The following is a 3,301-nucleotide window of genomic DNA, read 5'->3' on the forward strand; positions in this document are numbered from 1 at the left end:
GCCTCGTAGTCCACCCCTTCGATCCCGAAACCGAAGAGACGCAGGAACTCCGCCTTGTAACCGACAAAATCAGTAAGTTCATAAAGGTTGTCATTGCTGACCTGATCCCATAGTTGCTTGACCCGATCCTGGACTTCGGGAGCCAGCTCCTTGTAGTCCGCGCGCAGGCGACCCTCTTGATCCATAACTGGAGAATGGCCGTACAAGCTGTCTTTGTAGAGCGCGTAGACCTGCTCGACGCATCCCTCGTGTGTGCCCTGCTCCTTCATGACTTTGAACAACAATGACAGATACAGCGGCATGATCGGGATAGCTGAACTTGCCTGGGTAACCACCGCTTTCAATACCGAGACCCGCGCGTCGCCTCCCAGAACAGCCAACCGTTCACGGATACCAAGGACTTTCTGATCCAGGTCCTTCTTGGCCGCACCAATGGAGCCGTTCCAGTAGATGTCATGAGTCAGCTTTTCGCCCAGATAAGTGAACGCGGTCGTTTTCGCCCCATCAGCCAGAACACCCGCTTCGTGCAAGGCATCGATCCACATCTGCCAATCTTCGCCGCCCATCACGGCCACCGTGCCATCGATTTCGCTTTGGATCGCGGGTTGTAGCGTGGTGTCCTTGACCACTTCCTTATCAGTATCCAGGCCCCGCAAGGTCACGGCCTTGTCGAGCGGCTTGAGGGTAGAACTGAGTACTTCACCCGTCTTGGGGTGTGTCCGGCGCGGTGCGGCAAGACTGTAAACAACCAGGTCGACCTTCCCGAAGTCGCGCTTGATAACGTCGATAGTCTTCTGTTTGATCTCATCGGAAAAAGCATCGCCGTTGATGCTCTTGGCGTAGAGGCCGTCGGACTCGGCAAACGTGTGAAAGGCCGCTGTGTTGTACCAGCCGGCGGTGCCGAGCTTGCCCTCATCGCCTTCACGTTCGAAAAACACACCGAGAGTGCTGGCGCCACAACCAAAAGCTGCCGTTATACGCGCAGCAAGTCCGTATCCGGTCGATGCACCAATCACCAGTACGTTCTTTGGCCCCCCGGTGATCAATCCTTTCGTAGTAACGTAATCGATCTGATTCTTGACGTTGGCTTCGCAGCCAGTGGGGTGGGTAGTCACACAGACAAAGCCGCGAACGCGCGGTTTAATGATCATAAAAGATCTCCCTCTTCCAGGATGAGAGCCAACCTTGGCTACGAAGTTATAGACGCCTGGATAGCTGGAACGTCACGATGAAGGATCTGCAGCGATTGGTACCTCGCCAAGCAATGCTTGAACAAATCCTTCCTACTGGTCATATAGCATTGGCGACCTAGAGCCTGGCAAGAGACTGCAACGGTCTAGTCTCGACCGTTGGGTGGTCAGACGTCCGTCTGTTCCGCCATTTCCAGGGCGTCATCGACCTCGATCCCCAAGTATCTAACGGTACATTCAAGCTTCGTACGGCCAAGCAGGAGTTGCACTGCTCTCAGGTTCTTCGTCCTGCGATAGATTAGCGATACCTTAGTTCTCCGTAGCGTGTGGTTACCGTACATGGTTGGAATGTCCTGCATCGGCAGCCTCTCTACGAAAGTCGTTAGGTTCAGCGGTTGTTACGGAGTGCCCATTGGCTCGCGCAAATGGACGGAATCCGTGTGTCAGTCCGCACTTGGCCGTTTTTGACTATCTATCGCCACCGGCAGCTTTGGGTCGAAAACAGTCAGTTCAATCAAGAATGGGACGAAGGAAACTGCGCTCGTAGCTCAGGATGAATTTTTGCTCGGTAGCCTGCGTCACCAATTGAACGCACTCAGGATCTACTCCGGCCTCCCTACGGTACTGCTCATAATCTGCCAGGCTGGAAAAGCTGAATATACAGTAAGCGATATTGTTGGCGCCTTCGGCTGGTAGAAAGTAGCCGTGGTGGTTCCCTCCCATACGGTTCACCACACGAATCCAATGGCGAGAATAGCTTTCGAAAGCCGGGATCTGGTAGGGATCGATTACATACCTGACGTGGCAAGTGATCACTGGATCATTCCTTTGAAAATGGGGAAAACACTATTCTACACATGCCATAAGCTGAGTCGTCGATGGCAGCATTGGGTCGATAACTGCCACTTGCATCTCTCATAGTGTGCACACGAAGATTCTCGACCAACCAAAACGGTTTCACACCGAATCAAGGACGATGCATGAAACAAGTCGAAATTCATCAGATCACGCACCTGCCGCCACAGATTCTAGCCTTGGAAAAAGAGGCAGTTGGAGAGGGTTTCAGGTTTCTCACTCGGCTGATTGCCGAATGGCACTCCGGAGCGAATCGCTTCGATGCACCCGGAGAATGTCTTATGGCGGCGTATTTCACCCAGCAACTGATAGGTATCGGAGGCCTTTCAGTTGATCCATATGGCGAGACTAATACGGCAAGGCTGCGACGGGTTTACGTAGCAGCTTCTTCAAGGGGGCAACACGTGGGTCAAACGCTAGTAAAAGCGCTGGTCGCACATGCCACTCTTCGCTTTCAGAACGTACGTCTTTCCACCGATACGTCTGAAGGAGACGCGTTTTACCTGCACTGCGGTTTCATGCGAACAGAGGATGTCCATGCTACTCATATCATGCTGCTAGGCGACGCCTGATTCAGGCAGCTATCGGCCGATTCTGTTGAAAAAGTCGGCCATGGTTTGCGTATCAGAAAAGTACGCGTCCGAGATTGAAATCTTTACTTTTTGCAGTGGCTTCCGGACTCAGATTTCACGTAGCAGCGTGCAAAAAAGGTGTTTTCACCAGTCAATGATCAGGCAGTTTGGGCAGACCGACTTTTTCAACAGAATCGGCCAAAAGCGGTCATTCAGATTTCGCCGATTACGGCCAGAAACCGCCATCGATGCCCAAGGATCGACAGACTTACGCGTAGCCAGAGCAAAGAGTGATATGTAACTGCTATACCTTCACCTGCTGCGTTCCAGCATAGTAAGAGGGTAAATGAACATGGGCTTTCTTGGAGACACCTACCAACAAATCATCACATGGCGCCGGCTCAGCGATTCGGCGGCAGTGAGATACGTCTGTTTTTTGAATTTCCAAACCTCACTGTACACAGTACAAAGCGCTGATTTTTTTAACCTGCCATTGGACACCTCTAATCAAACCTTCCTTGATAGTCAGTTGATTGAGCTATTCATCGAGGTTTCGCCGCGCGATCGGAGCGATGGGTATCGGAGCTTGACGGAAGCTATGGACGCTCACGATGCAGCCTTCTGAATGCACTCGGCGCCCCCCTCTTCTGTATTTCCCACTTACAACCGGCCAATTTTTTCAAC

At 52.3% G+C, this 3,301-nt stretch carries 4 protein-coding genes and 1 pseudogene; 2 read left to right on the forward strand and 3 right to left on the reverse strand.

Annotated elements, in window-relative coordinates:
* The 3 genes and pseudogenes from fabV to AC1DLB_RS25755 form a co-directional block, all read right to left on the reverse strand.
* On the reverse strand, positions 1-1,151 hold a 1,151-nt coding region (gene fabV, locus AC1DLB_RS25745; RefSeq protein WP_477785889.1), incomplete at its 3' end, for an enoyl-ACP reductase FabV.
* Between the two features lie 206 nt (positions 1,152-1,357).
* Positions 1,358-1,537: pseudogene (locus AC1DLB_RS25750) on the reverse strand (integrase); the annotation flags it as partial.
* Between the two features lie 163 nt (positions 1,538-1,700).
* On the reverse strand, positions 1,701-2,006 hold the full coding sequence (locus AC1DLB_RS25755; protein ID WP_477744682.1) for an NIPSNAP family protein: 306 nt from the start codon (positions 2,004-2,006) through the stop codon (positions 1,701-1,703).
* A 164-nt stretch (positions 2,007-2,170) separates the two neighbouring features.
* On the opposite strand from AC1DLB_RS25755, the gene AC1DLB_RS25760 reads away from it, so the two are divergent.
* Complete coding sequence (locus AC1DLB_RS25760; protein WP_086946194.1) at positions 2,171-2,617, forward strand: GNAT family N-acetyltransferase; 447 nt, start codon at positions 2,171-2,173, stop codon at positions 2,615-2,617.
* 346 nt (positions 2,618-2,963) lie between these two features.
* Positions 2,964-3,242, forward strand: a complete 279-nt coding sequence (locus AC1DLB_RS25765; protein WP_454247258.1) for a hypothetical protein — start codon at positions 2,964-2,966, stop codon at positions 3,240-3,242.
* The last annotated feature ends 59 nt before the right edge of the window (positions 3,243-3,301 follow it).

Source organism: Pseudomonas sp. 05N434 (assembly GCF_056396965.1).

What these genes read in the sequence shown, in the direction of transcription:
- AC1DLB_RS25760 (WP_086946194.1), top strand. Translation starts at nt 2,171, where the DNA reads ATGAAACAAGTCGAAATTCATCAGATCACGCACCTGCCGCCACAGATT.
- AC1DLB_RS25765 (WP_454247258.1), top strand. Translation starts at nt 2,964, where the DNA reads ATGAACATGGGCTTTCTTGGAGACACCTACCAACAAATCATCACATGG.